Below are 12,980 nucleotides of genomic sequence, written 5' to 3' on the forward strand. Positions count from 1 at the left end.
GATAAGCTATTCTAGCTTAAATTAGGTGGTACCGCGAAAATTTCGCCCTATGTGAACTGTGTTTAACACGGTTTATGTAGGGCTTTTTTTATCAGAAATGCAAGGAGGTTATGTGATGACCTATAATCACAAAGCAATCGAAGAAAAATGGCAAAACTATTGGCGCCAAAACCAAACCTTTAAAACTCAGGAGCGTCCTGGGCATCCTAAGTTCTATGCGTTAGATATGTTCCCTTATCCATCAGGTCAGGGCTTGCACGTAGGACACCCAGAAGGCTATACAGCAACCGATGCCGTGGCTCGTATGAAACGGGCACAAGGCTATGATGTCTTGCATCCAATGGGTTGGGATGCTTTTGGCTTGCCTGCTGAACAATACGCTTTGGATACGGGGAATGACCCAGCTGATTTTACTGCTGCCAATATCGAAACTTTCCGCCGTCAAATCAATTCACTTGGTTTCAGCTATGACTGGGGGCGGGAAGTCAATACAACCGATCCTAACTATTATAAATGGACTCAATGGATTTTCTCCAAAATGTACGAAAAAGGCTTGGCCTATGAAGCAGAAGTAGCCGTTAACTGGTGTCCCGCCTTAGGGACCGTCTTGGCTAACGAAGAAGTCATTGATGGTAAATCCGAGCGTGGGGGCCATCCTGTTTACCGTAAGCCAATGAAACAATGGATGCTCAAGATTACAGCCTATGCAGAGCGTCTACTAGAAGATTTGGATCTTCTAGACTGGCCTGAAAGTCTTAAGGAGATGCAACGTAATTGGATTGGTAAATCTGAAGGGGCTTTGATTAACTTTGATATTGTGGGGCACCCTGATCAAGTGCAAGTCTTTACCTCACGCGCAGATACCCTTTTCGGGTCTACATATGTGGTCTTGGCGCCTGAACATGAGTTAGTGGCGAAAGTCACCAGCCCTGAACAGGAAGCCGCTGTAAAAGCCTATGTTGACGCAGTGGCAACTAAGAGCGACATGGATCGGACCTCTCTTAATAAAGACAAATCTGGCGTCTTCACCGGGGGCTATGTTAAACATCCTGTAACTGGTGAATCCTTACCAATTTGGATTGCGGACTATGTCTTGGCTTCTTATGGGACCGGGGCGGTCATGGGGGTACCAGCCCACGACGAACGGGACTTCGAATTTGCTAGCAAGTACGATTTGCCGATTGTGTCCGTAATTGAACATAATGAGTCTGGTTGCTATGAAGGCGACGGGCCACACATTCATTCTGACTTCTTAAACGGTCTCCATAATGCGGAGGCTATTACGACCATGATTGATTGGTTAGAAGCAAAGGGTAAAGGCCAACGACAAGTCAACTATCGTCTACGTGACTGGCTCTTCTCACGTCAACGTTATTGGGGCGAGCCTATCCCAGTGATTCATTGGGAAGACGGCAGCATGAGTCTAGTGCCTGAGGATCAATTACCACTTCGTCTGCCAGTAACCGATAAGATTCAACCAAGTGGTACGGGCGAATCACCATTGGCTGCTATTGAAGATTGGGTCAACGTAGTGGATCCAGAGACAGGCCGTAAAGGTCGCCGTGAGACTAACACCATGCCACAATGGGCGGGTAGTTCTTGGTACTATCTCCGTTATATCGACCCACAGAACTCAGAGCGCCTAGCAGATCCAGACAAGTTAGCCAAATGGTTGCCAGTTGACCTCTATATTGGGGGGGCGGAACACGCTGTCTTGCACTTGCTTTACGCCCGTTTCTGGCATAAATTCCTCTACGACTTAGGTGTGGTACCAACTAAGGAACCATTCATGAAGCTCTTCAACCAAGGCATGATTTTGGGGACGGACGGCAACAAAATGTCCAAGTCCAAGGGCAATGTTGTCAATCCAGACCATGTGGTAGAACAATACGGTGCAGATACCCTACGAGTCTACGAAATGTTCATGGGACCATTGGATGCCTCTATTGCTTGGAGTGAGAATGGTTTGGAATCAACTCGTCGCTTCCTTGATCGAATCTGGCGTCTCTATGTGGCAGAGGACGGTAGCCTCAGTGAGCGAATCCAAGATGCTGAAAACCCTGCCCTAGAACGTGTCTACCATCAAACAGTCAAGAAGGTAACGGAAGACTATGAAATCCTCCACTTCAATACCGCAATTTCACAAATGATGATTTTCCTCAATGCTACGAAAGACCAGGCCATCATTCCAAAAGCTTATGCTAAAGGCCTGATTCAATTGTTGGCGCCATTGGCTCCACATATTAGTGAGGAAATCTGGCAAAAGCTAGGTCACCAAGACAGCATTTCGCATGTCGCTTGGCCAAGCTATGAGGAAGCTTTGACCATTGAAGATCAGGTAGAAGTTGTAGTTCAAATTAATGGTAAGATTAAGGCTAAGGTCATGGTAGAAGCCAATATGGCAGCAGATGCTTTAGGTGATTTAGCTCTTAACTTGCCAGAGATTCAAGCACAACTTAAAGGCAAGACCCTACGCAAAGTGGTAGCAATTCCTAACCGATTAGTCAATATCGTAGCAAATTAAGGAGACGATGCAGATGACAGAAAGAGACAAGCGCGATTTAGAGCGCGGCACACCAAGCCCGGATTTACAGGCTTTGTTGGCCGAAGAACAAAACTTGCATGAGACCGTCATCTTTTCCAAAGAAGACATGAAGAAACTACGTCGGCCTAATGTGCAACCAGAAGATGGCGATTACTTTAACCTTAATCTGCCGGCAGACTTGGACCTAGAATTAGACGATGATCAATTTGATGTAGACCCCATCTTCCAAGCAGATGCCGAGCCAACTCCTAGTAAACCAGCAAAGGATAAGGCAGACTGGGTAGTCAATGACTTACTAGCCTGGGAGGAAGAGGCTGAGTCAACGGAGCAAGCTGAAGTTGAGGAAGAACAAGGCCAGCTAGATGCTGATCTTCCAGAGTTAGAGCTAGAGAGAGCTGAAAGCAGCTCAGTAAGCAATCTTGATTTAGAAGGACAAGACGATCCAAACTACAATCCTTTTATCTATCGTCCAAAACATCCGAAACCTCAGCCGACAGAAGCCAAAGCATCAAAATCGCTTAAGCTACCTCGCTTAGATTTAGACGCTGTCTATGAAGCTCACTATAGCTTAGATCACTTAGACGATTTGGACGCTTATGACCAATTTGGGGCACCAGAATTGACCCCAACCAAGATTGAGCGGCTGATGCAAAACTGGTGGCAAGGCATCACGCAAAGAGTCAATAGCCTCAAACCTAAGGAAGAGGCAGCTGCTCCAGAAGATAAATTAGCTGAAGAGTCTGTAGTGGCGGAAGTTAATGACGAGTTTGCTCCGACTGAAAGTCAAGCAGAGCCAGAACTTGAGCTGACTGATGCAAAAGTTGAATTAGCTGAGGCAGAAGTTGAACTTACTGAGCAAGTTGAAGCAAACTTGGATAGTGTTGAGACTTCTGAAGGAACTGAAAGTTCAGCGCCAAGTCAAGAAGACAAAATAGAGCAAGTCCAAGAGGAGCTGGAAGAAGGTGCAGAGCCTGATTTGCTAGCGCCTGTTGAATTGGAAGAAGAAGCTGAGTCAGTTTTACAAGAGGACAAGAGTGACGATGACAATCAATGGACGCCAGTATCTGTCTTAGATATAGAGGAGCAAGATGCTGAGGCAGAAGTTAACTCCGAGCCAGTAGCTGATGAAAGCTTAGTCTCAGATCAAGTGATTGAGCAAGAGCCTCAAGAAGAGGAAGCAGCTGAGCCAAAACTTAACCTTTGGCAACGTCTAGTACGTTGGATTCAAGAAGGCGAACCTAAGGAAGAAGATGAGTCCGAGCCAGAAGCAACTACTCAGGAGGATTCCCAAACAAGTCAAGCTTCTGATGAGTCAGATTCTGACCATGATGAAGATGATAGTCAAGGTGGTGCCAGTCTAACAGCTCGGGAGCAAGAAGTAGAGCCAGAGGCTGAACATGATGCCTCAGAACTTGAAACTGACTCTGATACCTCCCTTAGTTCAGATTTTGATTTGGAGCTAGAAGATGAGGCGGTGGCCGGCCACCCGGAGCCTCAAGCGGCGCGTCCGACGGAAAGACCTCAGACCGCCAGTCCTGAAAGTTCATCTCTAGGCCAACAACTAGCCTTTGACTTAACGGACACCCAGGCGATTACGCCAGAGGCCATTCAGGCCTACAGTGACCAGGTTAGCCAGGCTACTCAGGTCTTTACGGAGCCTATTCTGACGGACCAGGTCCTAGAAGAATACCTGAATGAAGATGACGTCACCATTGAGGCGGAACTTAATGAGAAGCAAACTATCGTTAAAGGGGCGACTTGGCTGACTTTCGGGAATATCTTCTCCCGGATTTTGGGTGCCATCTATGTCATTCCTTGGGCGGCTTGGCTAGGGGCTGACTACCTCAATGCCAATACCCTCTATAGCGCGGGTTATCAGCCTTATGCGCTTTTCCTAGCTATTGGGACGGCAGGTTTCCCAAGTGCCATTGCCAAACAGATGGCCTACTATCACTCCAAAAAGCAATACCGTTTTGCAGACCAACTCTTTAAGGCAAGTATGATTGTCATGAGTTTGATGGGCTTGGTTACGGCTACAGCGCTCTTCTTCGTAGCGCCAGCCTTAGCGGCAGCGACTCCAACCATTGACCATGCTGCAGCCACTTTGGTTATTCGTTCCTTAGTACCACCGCTAGTTATCTTGCCAGTCATGAGTCTCTTGCGGGGCTATTTCCAAGGCTACAATAACATGGTGCCAACGGCAGTATCCCAAATTCTGGAACAAATTGCTCGCGTCTTCTATATGTTGGCAGCGACTTATGCTGTCATGAAGCTCTTCAATGGGGCAGCGACAACAGCGGTTATCCATTCGACTTTTGCAGCCTTTATCGGGGCGGCGGTGTCACTGGTCTACTTGATTTTCGTCTATCTTCGTCGCCTTCCGATGATTAAGGCTTTAATCGCGACGGATCAATCCCGTGATGAATTCGATTTAATGAAGACCCTGCGGATTATGCTTATAGACTCTGTTCCTTTCATCCTGGTGGGATCTGGTATTATTATCGCACAAAACATCGATACCTATACCTTCGGCCAGATTATGGGCTACACTTCTAGTCTCTTGCGTAGCGAAATCGCGGAACTCTATGGGGTGCTAAGTCTAGACGTTAACAAGCTGATTATGATTATCATCTCCTTGGCCATTGGGATTTCCCTGTCTTCTCTGCCGGCTATCACCAAACGTTTTGCCGAGCAGGACAAGGAAGGAACGGGTGACTTAATTCAGCACGTTATCTTGCTCTTCAGCTTTGTGATGTTGCCAGCCGCAGTTGGTATGGCAAGCATTCCTACTGAAGTTTACCAACTCTTCTATGCTAATGGGAGTCATTCAGGGCCAGGCCTCCTGGTGACGGCCTCCTACATGTCGATTATCTTGGGGCTCTACACCATTCTATCGACTATTCTGCAGGCCATGAACTTCCGCCGTCTCTCCATCTGGCATCTCTTGATTGGTTTAGTCGTCAAAGTTGTTCTGCAATTCCCACTTGTGGCTCTCTTCCAAGCACAAGGGACTTTCCTATCGACAGGCCTTGCCTTCTTGGTATCTTCCTTGCTCATGTGGCGGACCATTCACAAGTCGGTACCTTTACGCTATAGCGAGATGACACCAAAACTTGTTAAGATGCTAGTCGGGACAGCGCTGATGGGCGTTAGCACCAGCATCTGGGCCCAAGTCTTGAACGGCCTCATGGGGCCAGTTGGACGAGGCATGACTTTCGTCAAGGTAATCTTGGTTGTCTTGGTAGGTGTCTTCGTCTACATGACAGTAATGGCCTTATTTGGTCTCTTACCAATCCTCTTCGGTTCGCGTAAAAAAGACCTGCAAGATAAGATGAGGTTCTTCTCATGAGAATTGAGAAATATTTGGCGGATACGGGCTGGGGCAGTCGGAAAGACATTAAGCAACTGCTAGCCCAAAAAATCGTCACCATAAATGATCTGGTTTGCAGCAAGGGTGGCACGCAAGTGTCGCCCGGCAGCGACCGCGTTGCTGTAGGGGGCCAAGTGGTCCCCTATCAGCGATATCACTATTATTTACTTAACAAACCGGCGGGTATTTTGTCTGCCACAGAAGATGCGCGCCATCAGACCGTGATTGACTGGCTAGGGGAGGGCTACCAGCATCTGGACCTCTTCCCTGTGGGACGTTTGGATATTGATACAACGGGGCTTTTGTTGCTTACCAATAATGGACAGCTAGCTCACCAACTCCTATCGCCTAAGAAGAAAGTTAATAAAACTTACACCGCCACCATCCGAGGTTTGGTGGGCGAGACGGACATTGCGGCCTTCGCAGAGGGCTTGGACTTGGGCGATTTTATCAGTTTGCCTGCAGACTTGACCGTTTTAAGTCAAGATGTGGATCAATCGACTAGCCAAATTCAAGTCATTATCCAGGAAGGTAAATTCCATCAAGTGAAGCGCATGTTCCAAGCCGTCGGCAAGGAGGTTCTGAGCCTCCACCGTTTGGCTATGGGGCCCTTGCGCTTAGATTCAGATTTAGCCATTGGCCAGTGGCGCTCTTTGACTGAGCAAGAGGCGCAAGCTCTTGAGCCGTATGGCTATGTGGCAGAATAAGTAATTAGGAGGTAGACTATGACAAAGATTAATTGGTTACAAGAAGTCGAAGCGCGTAAAGAGGCGCTCTTCGCAGATTTATTCCGTTTATTGAAGGTGCCATCTGTTCGTGAAGACGATAAGGCAACGCCAGAGGCGCCAGTAGGTCCTGGACCTAAGGCGGCCTTAGAAGAGTTTTTGAACATGGCACAAGAAGATGGCTTTGAGACTAAGCAATTCGGCCCTTGGGCTGGCCGTGTGGAAGTCGGATCTGGTGATCAACTGGTTGGTATTCTGGGCCACGTCGATGTGGTGCCAGTAGGAACTGGCTGGGATACCGATCCTTTTGAACCAGTAGTAAAAGATGGCCGTATCTATGCCCGTGGCTCTAGCGATGACAAGGGGCCAACAGTGGCAGCTTACTTCGCACTCAAACTCTTACGTGAATTAGGGTTAGAACTTAACCAACGTCTCCACTTAATTGTCGGGACCGACGAAGAGAGTGGCTGGCAATGTATGGATTACTACTTCAAGCATGCTGAAATGCCGGACTATGGTTTCTCACCAGATGCCATTTTCCCAATCATTAACGGGGAGAAAGGTAACGTGTCAGCGACTTTTAACTTCCAAGCTGGGGCTAAGGCGGCTGGAGCTAACCACTTAGTTAGCTTTGAAGCAGGCTTGCGTGAAAACATGGTGCCTCAAGATGCGACGGCTGTAGTTGAAAGTGCTAATTTAGCCGAGCTAGTGGTGGACTTTGAGTCCTTCCTTATAGAACATCAATTAGGTGGCCAAGTGCAATTGCAAGGCAATCAAGCGACCTTCTCCTTGATAGGGAAGGCAGCCCACGGTTCGACACCAAGCAAAGGGGTCAATGCGGCAACCTTCTTGGCTAAGTACCTACACCGTTTTGAATTTGATCAAGCAGGTGCAGAGAGCTTCCTTCATCTTTTAGCGGACCATCTGCACCAAGACTTTGAAGGGGTTAACTTAGGTGTGGCTCACCGTGATCCCGTCATGCAAGAATTGACCATGAACGTGGGCTTGATTAACTACCGAGATGACAAAGGTGGTAACATTGTAGCCAACTTCCGTTATCCAAAAGGCACTGATCCAGAAAAAATGGCCGCTCAAACTGCTCAACGTTTGGCTGGCCATGACTTAAGTATTGAGTGGGGCGAGTTCAAGGAGCCACACTATGTGTCAGTTGATGACCCAATGGTTAAGGAATTGCTAGCAGTCTATGAAGAGCAAACCGGCCTTGAAGGACACGAAATGACCATCGGTGGCGGGACCTATGGCCGTCTGATGCCACGTGGGGTAGCCTACGGTGCTTTGTTCCCAGATTCGATTGACACGATGCACCAAGCCAACGAATTTATCGCGATTGATGATTTACTTAAGGCAACAGCGATTTATGCTGAAGCTATCTACCGTATTACACGCTAGGTCTTGCCATGGAAATTATTCAATCCAAGCAAAATCCTAAGATTAAGGCCTGGAAGAAACTAGCTACTGCCAAGGGGCGCCAGAAGGCGGGGCAGTACCTGATTGAGGGGACTCATCTGGTAGAAGAGGCCCTTAAGTCAGGTCAAAATGTCCGTCATTTGGTGGCTACACCGGATTATGATTTGAGCCAGTTACCCAATCAGGCCCTTAGTCTGCCACTTCTTTTGGTTAGTCCTGAGCTCTTGAAGGACCTGAGCGAGACGCCTACGCCTCAAGGAATTATGGCGATTATCGACTTACCGTCATCGCCCCTTGGTTGGCAACCTTCTGGCCAACGTTATCTAATTTTGGATGCGGTACAAGATCCAGGTAACTTGGGAACTCTGATTCGAACAGCAGATGCAGCAGCTTATGATGGGGTCATTCTAGGCAAAGGCACAGTAGATGTCTACAATGACAAAGTCCTAAGAGCGAGCCAAGGTTCACTTTGGCACCTGGAGGTCGTCAGTTTGGACCTCTTACAGGAAGCCCGTCCAGCCTTTGAAGCCGCTGGCATTCCTTGGTTGGTTACGGCCCTGCACCAAGAGGCCAAAGCCTATACTCATGTGCCGACTGATCAGGCGCTAGCCTTAGTGCTGGGCAATGAGGGTCAAGGGGTCTCGGAAGAGGTTATTCAAGTAGCTGACCAGACCATCTACATTCCTATGCCAGGACAGGCTGAGTCACTCAATGTGGCAGTTGCTGGTGGCATTCTAATGTTTTATTTTCAAGCGTAAAAGCAGGCCTAGGCCTGCTTTTTTTGAGTAAAAACTAGGGTAAAACTTATCTGTTTTGTTGTTTTTAATGATGCCTATTGCAGATAAAGTGGAGAGTGTTAGAATAATGTTTGTGGATGATTATACTATTTAATAGTAGAAATTATTCTGTGTTGCGTGAAAAAAAAGAGGGAAGTGTGTGCAATGAAAAAGTCAGTCTATATTAGCGCATCGTTTCTATTGTTATGCGCCGGTAGCACTCTAAGTGCAGATATATCCGCTAAGGTTAGTCAAGATAGTTTGGGCTATAAAGTTTTGGCTCAGCAAACGGGAGACAGAAAAGTCACCAAAGTAAAGTCTATTGAGGCCTTAGAAGGTGACTTAATCAAGGTAACTCTACCAGATGATTCAAGCTATGAAGCACATTTAGCTATGGTCAATGCGCCCGAAATGAAAGGCAATAAACCTTTCGCCAAAGAAGCAAAAGAACGCCTAAACAGTTTGCTTGAGGAGGCTGACACACTCAATGTAGAAGAGTCGGGAGGAGCAGAACAAAAAATTGACGGTAAAGCCACACTCTTTCTATGGGCGGATGATGTTTTGCTTCAGGAAGCTCTAGTTACGGAAGGATTAGCGCGAGTGGACTATATTCAGTCAGCGGATGAACCTTACCTTAAAGTCATGCGGGAATCTGAAGACTATGCCAAGCAATCCAGTAGCAAAATCTGGTCTCAGAGCGGGGTGTTTTCCGATGATCCAGTTCGCAAGGACTTGAGTGCTAGTCAGGCTCAAGCGCCGGCTTCTGCTCCTACTCAGCCTTCAGTTTTCTATAAGAACTGTAAGGAAGTCAAGGCTGCTGGTGCTGCACCTATCCGGCCAGGTGATCCAGGATGGGATCCGAAGTTTGATCGTGATGGAGACGGTATCGGTTGTGAACGATGAGACGGGCACTGTTTATACTTCTATTAGCATTAGTGACTATCTGTTTAGGTGGCCGACCAGTAGGAGTGATAGCTCAAGCTGCACCTAACCTACAGGCTAAGCCAATAAATCCCAAATTACTTGAAGTAGTAAATGCATACCAGGTAGTCGACGGAGATACTGCCTATTTTGACCTAGGCTCCGGTAAGTCGATTAAAGCGCGCTTGTTACTGATAGATACTCCCGAGCTACATCATCCTCGATTGGGGCAACAGCCATATGGACTTGAGGCCAAACAGAGATTTCAGCACTTGCTTCAACAGGCTCACAAAATTGAAGTTGAATATGATATTGGAATGCACAAAGATAAGTATCAACGTGATTTAATTTATGTTTGGATTGATGGGCAACTTGTCCAAGAAATCTTAGTGAGTGAGGGTCTAGCTCAAGTTGCTTATGTTTACCCACCTAATACGCGTTATTTGAATTATTTAGAGGCATCGCAAAAAGAAGCCAAAGAAGCTAAAGTTGGTCTATGGTCATTGTATGGGTCTGAAAGGTGATGGGCGTAGTGCGTGTGAGTTTAAGTTAAAAACTAATTGGTAATTAATTTATAGGAAAAGACTGGAGCTTGTTTCCAGTCTTTTCGTCTTGCATAGGAATTTGGGCAAGTTAACGAAAATTCAAAGACAAATTGAATGATACTTGAAAACGCTACATTTCATGGTAAGATTAAGAAGTAAGAGGTGATACTATGAAAGATGCTAATCAATTCTCAGCCAAAGCGACCATGAAAGATGTGGCGGAGCGGGCTGGCGTTGGTCTAGGGACGGTTTCTCGTGTGGTCAATGGCTTTCGAGTTAAGGATTCAACCTATGAGAAGGTCCAGACGGCAATACGCGAATTAAACTATCAGCCCGATGAATATGCCCGTGGGCTCAAAACCAATCGCAGCAATATTGTGGCACTGATTGTGCCAACCATTTGGCATCCATTTTTCTCGCAGTTCGCCTATCATGTAGAGAAGGAGTTGCAGCAGCATCACTATAAGCTCCTGATTTGTAATGCAGATGGTGATGCGAGTAATGAGATCGAGTACATTGAAATGCTAAAGAAGAACAAGGTGGATGGCATTATTGGCATTACTTACTCTGATATCGATAAGTATATTTTGTCTTCTCTTCCTTTTGTTAGCATCGACCGGCACTTCTCCGAGAATGTCTATTATGTCACCGCAGAAAACTATGAGGGTGGGCAACTGGCGGCCAAGGAGCTTCTAGAACGAGGCGCTAAGCAGCTTGCTTATATTGGCGGTACCAATATCCATGAGAATGAGACAGTATTGCGCAAGGCGGGTTTCTATGATTACGCTGCTAAGCAAGGTTACTGCGTTGCTAAGCTAGATATGCCAGAACCTATTGAAGATGTGGAAAGACTTATCCGGGCTTTTGTCGAAGAAAATACCGAATTAGATGGTTTCTTTACCGTTAATGATTTTATGGCCCTTCATGTGATGAAGGTCATGCAGGCATTTGGTAAGTCTTGTCCAGAGGATTATCAGCTGATTGGTTTTGATGGACTGAAGACGGCAGAAGGTCAAGACTATCTCCTCTCAACCATTGCCCAGCCTATTGATCAGATGGCCATTGCTGCGGTGGAACTCTTGATGACCCTGATTAAAGGTCAAGTTCAACCTAGTAGTCATCGCGTTATCTTGCCAGTACATTTTCGTGAAGGAGGCACCACGCGAAAAAAATTGGATTGAATTTCTAAAAATCTCTTGACAAGCCGTGAAAGCGGTATTATTATTAAGGTATAAATTGAAACGTTTCAAATCCCGAGCCCCAGCTAGACCCATTATCCTACCGTGGGCTTGACTTTAAAAAAAAGAATTGAAACGTTTCAAAAAGGAGGAAACAACATGAAAAAAGGATTCATCTTATCGGCTCTGACCACTTTATCGATGAGCTTCTTAGCAGGAGCAATGGCGCCAACCCCCGTAGCCCATGCTGCCGGCCAAGACATCAAGGTTTGGGTACAATTTTCAGATGAGACCGCAGAAGGGAAGGCTTGGGCAAAAGTCGTAGAAAACTTCAACAAGAAGTACGATGGAAAGTACCAAGTAACAACAGAATACATTCCACGTAGTGGTTCTGGTGGTGGTTATGAAGACAAGGTCAACGCGGGTATTACCACCAACACCTTGCCAGATGTCATTACTTTAGACGGACCAAACACAGCAGCCTATGCTAAAGCTAAGGTAATTGCGCCATTGGATGACTATCTAGCTGACGCTAATATGGATGATGTACTTGATTCCATCAAGCAACAAGGGACCTATGATGGCAAATTCTATGCCTTTGGCTTCTCTGAATCCAACGTTGGGATTTATTACAACAAGAAAATGTTCAAGGAAGCAGGCATTGAAGATTCAGAACTTCCAACCCTTCAAAAACCTTGGACCTGGGACGAATTTAAGGCGATTAGCAAGAAGTTGACAGACCACTTCAAACAACCAGCAATTGACTTCCGCCTCAATTCTATGGACGAAATGCTGCCATATGCATATATGCCATTACTCTGGTCAAATGGTGGGACTGTTGTGAATGAAGACGGGACTAAGGCACAAGGTTACTTCAACAGTAAGGAAAGTGTTGAGGCCGTTCAATTCATTCAAGATTTAGTCAAAGAAGGTTACACCACGATTAGCCCAGTTGAAAAAGGCTTTGAAACAGGCGTTTACCCAATGGTCTTAAGCGGATCTTGGACCATTAATGACTTAAATGAAAACTATAAAGACATTGAATATGGTATCTTGCCTTACCCAGTATCTAATACGACTAAGAAATTAGTTTCCCCATCTGGTAGCTGGCAATTAGCTGTGACGGAAAAGTCAGAACAAAAAGAAGGGGCAGCTGAATTCATTAAGTTTGCAACCAACACCGAGTCTAGTGAAATCATTAGCCTAGGCAACAGCGTTCTACCAATCCGTAAGACCACCATTGCGAATATCAAAGACAAGGTATCTGAGCCAATGCGCTTCTTGATGGAACAAAATGCTGCGACCGCCCACGCTCGTCCAGTAGTGGTCGCTTACCCACAAGTATCTCGTGCTTTCCAACAAGCTATGCAAGATATTAGTTACTATGAAGAAAATCCGGACGTGCAACAAGTCTTGGATCAACGTGCAGAAGAAATGCAAATTGCGATTGACGAAGCGCTCAATCAATAAGACCTTGGGCAGGTAGTTCCGC

At 46.4% G+C, this 12,980-nt stretch carries 9 protein-coding genes and 1 other annotated feature (1 of these 10 running past the window's edge); all 9 genes read left to right on the forward strand.

The window, feature by feature from the left end; genetic code table 11:
• Positions 1 to 53, forward strand: a binding site (T-box leader); it begins 149 nt to the left of the window's first position.
• Positions 54 to 115: 62 nt separating this feature from the next.
• The 9 genes from leuS to ACO53F_RS05365 all read left to right on the forward strand — a co-directional run bounded on the left by leuS (position 116) and on the right by ACO53F_RS05365 (position 12,958).
• The gene (gene leuS / locus ACO53F_RS05325; RefSeq protein WP_485137600.1) at positions 116 to 2,524 is read left to right on the forward strand and encodes a leucine--tRNA ligase; all 2,409 of its coding nucleotides are present in this window, start codon (positions 116 to 118) and stop codon (positions 2,522 to 2,524) included.
• A gap of 13 nt (positions 2,525 to 2,537) precedes the next feature.
• Positions 2,538 to 5,894, forward strand: a complete 3,357-nt coding sequence (locus ACO53F_RS05330) for a putative polysaccharide biosynthesis protein (RefSeq protein WP_485137601.1) — start codon at positions 2,538 to 2,540, stop codon at positions 5,892 to 5,894.
• On the forward strand, positions 5,891 to 6,622 hold the full coding sequence (locus tag ACO53F_RS05335; RefSeq protein ID WP_485137602.1) for a pseudouridine synthase: 732 nt from the start codon (positions 5,891 to 5,893) through the stop codon (positions 6,620 to 6,622). The genes ACO53F_RS05330 and ACO53F_RS05335 overlap by 4 nt, the downstream gene beginning before the upstream one ends.
• An 18-nt stretch (positions 6,623 to 6,640) precedes the next feature.
• Positions 6,641 to 8,050, forward strand: a complete 1,410-nt coding sequence (gene pepV / locus ACO53F_RS05340) for a dipeptidase PepV (protein WP_485137603.1) — start codon at positions 6,641 to 6,643, stop codon at positions 8,048 to 8,050.
• Between the two features lie 8 nt (positions 8,051 to 8,058).
• Positions 8,059 to 8,826 (forward strand): TrmH family RNA methyltransferase, encoded by a 768-nt coding sequence (locus ACO53F_RS05345; protein ID WP_485137604.1) that lies wholly within the window; start codon positions 8,059 to 8,061, stop codon positions 8,824 to 8,826.
• Positions 8,827 to 9,009: 183 nt separating this feature from the next.
• Positions 9,010 to 9,747: a thermonuclease family protein gene (locus tag ACO53F_RS05350; RefSeq protein ID WP_485137605.1), complete on the forward strand. Its 738-nt coding sequence runs from the start codon at positions 9,010 to 9,012 to the stop codon at positions 9,745 to 9,747.
• A gap of 65 nt (positions 9,748 to 9,812) precedes the next feature.
• Complete coding sequence (locus ACO53F_RS05355; RefSeq protein WP_298077772.1) at positions 9,813 to 10,289, forward strand: thermonuclease family protein; 477 nt, start codon at positions 9,813 to 9,815, stop codon at positions 10,287 to 10,289.
• 191 nt (positions 10,290 to 10,480) lie between these two features.
• A complete protein-coding gene (locus ACO53F_RS05360) occupies positions 10,481 to 11,491 on the forward strand; it encodes a LacI family DNA-binding transcriptional regulator (RefSeq protein ID WP_485137606.1) in 1,011 nt (336 codons plus the stop codon).
• A 156-nt stretch (positions 11,492 to 11,647) separates the two neighbouring features.
• On the forward strand, positions 11,648 to 12,958 hold the full coding sequence (locus ACO53F_RS05365) for an ABC transporter substrate-binding protein (RefSeq protein WP_314760132.1): 1,311 nt from the start codon (positions 11,648 to 11,650) through the stop codon (positions 12,956 to 12,958).
• The last annotated feature ends 22 nt before the right edge of the window (positions 12,959 to 12,980 follow it).

The sequence above is a fragment of the Abiotrophia sp. genome (assembly GCF_057275535.1).

What these genes read in the sequence shown, in the direction of transcription:
- leuS (WP_485137600.1), top strand. Translation starts at nt 116, where the DNA reads ATGACCTATAATCACAAAGCAATCGAAGAAAAATGGCAAAACTATTGG.
- ACO53F_RS05330 (WP_485137601.1), top strand. Translation starts at nt 2,538, where the DNA reads ATGACAGAAAGAGACAAGCGCGATTTAGAGCGCGGCACACCAAGCCCG.
- ACO53F_RS05335 (WP_485137602.1), top strand. Translation starts at nt 5,891, where the DNA reads ATGAGAATTGAGAAATATTTGGCGGATACGGGCTGGGGCAGTCGGAAA.
- pepV (WP_485137603.1), top strand. Translation starts at nt 6,641, where the DNA reads ATGACAAAGATTAATTGGTTACAAGAAGTCGAAGCGCGTAAAGAGGCG.
- ACO53F_RS05345 (WP_485137604.1), top strand. Translation starts at nt 8,059, where the DNA reads ATGGAAATTATTCAATCCAAGCAAAATCCTAAGATTAAGGCCTGGAAG.
- ACO53F_RS05350 (WP_485137605.1), top strand. Translation starts at nt 9,010, where the DNA reads ATGAAAAAGTCAGTCTATATTAGCGCATCGTTTCTATTGTTATGCGCC.
- ACO53F_RS05360 (WP_485137606.1), top strand. Translation starts at nt 10,481, where the DNA reads ATGAAAGATGCTAATCAATTCTCAGCCAAAGCGACCATGAAAGATGTG.
- ACO53F_RS05365 (WP_314760132.1), top strand. Translation starts at nt 11,648, where the DNA reads ATGAAAAAAGGATTCATCTTATCGGCTCTGACCACTTTATCGATGAGC.